Annotated in this window: 2 tRNA genes and 1 rRNA gene; all 3 read left to right on the top strand. The window is 41.7% G+C overall.

Annotated features, from left to right (window positions below):
- Positions 1 to 84 (top strand): 16S ribosomal RNA (locus tag J7438_RS26695); the annotation flags it as partial.
- A gap of 150 nt (positions 85 to 234) precedes the next feature.
- Positions 235 to 311: transfer RNA gene (locus tag J7438_RS26690), tRNA-Ile, on the top strand.
- A gap of 41 nt (positions 312 to 352) precedes the next feature.
- Positions 353 to 428: transfer RNA gene (locus J7438_RS26685), tRNA-Ala, on the top strand.
- Positions 429 to 677 lie beyond the last annotated feature (249 nt).

Genomic DNA, 677 nt, shown 5'->3' with positions numbered 1-677 from the left:
ACGATTACCACGGAGTGATTCATGACTGGGGTGAAGTCGTAACAAGGTAGCCCTAGGGGAACCTGGGGCTGGATCACCTCCTTAAACGAAAACCGACGTCCATAAGCGTTCACACGAATTGTTTGATTTAAAATTGCATTGGCAATTTTATAACTTGTTAAAGCAGCCTTATTCTGAGGCTGTGAAGTTCTTTAAAAGTGTGTTTAATGAATCCGTTATCTTGATTCAGATACCGGGTCTGTAGCTCAGTCGGTTAGAGCGCACCCCTGATAAGGGTGAGGTCGGCAGTTCGAATCTGCCCAGACCCACCAAGCTTTCAAGAAATGAAAGCCTGGTTCAACGGAAAAAATAGGGGGCTATAGCTCAGCTGGGAGAGCGCCTGCTTTGCACGCAGGAGGTCTGCGGTTCGATCCCGCATAGCTCCACCAATTTCTCGTCTTGTAAGAGATAGTAGAAAACTGATTCATTAAGCATATTTTGCTCTTCTTTCTTAATGAAAGAATGTTCTTTAACAATGTGGAATCCAAATTAAGCTGAATGAAATCCATCGATTTAATTAATTTAAATTGGTTGATTGAATTCTTGCTGAGACACTCTCAAGTTTTGATTGGAAACAATCATAGCTAATGTGTATGGCGATGAATTTCGACAGAAATTCATTTGATCGTTAAAGGTAG

This window comes from Thalassotalea sp. G20_0 (assembly GCF_017744175.1).
In the GTDB taxonomy this organism is placed as follows: Bacteria; Pseudomonadota; Gammaproteobacteria; order Pseudomonadales; family Endozoicomonadaceae; genus Endozoicomonas.
The sequence above is the reverse complement of the archived record's forward strand: the minus strand, read 5'-3'. Positions and strand labels throughout refer to the sequence as shown.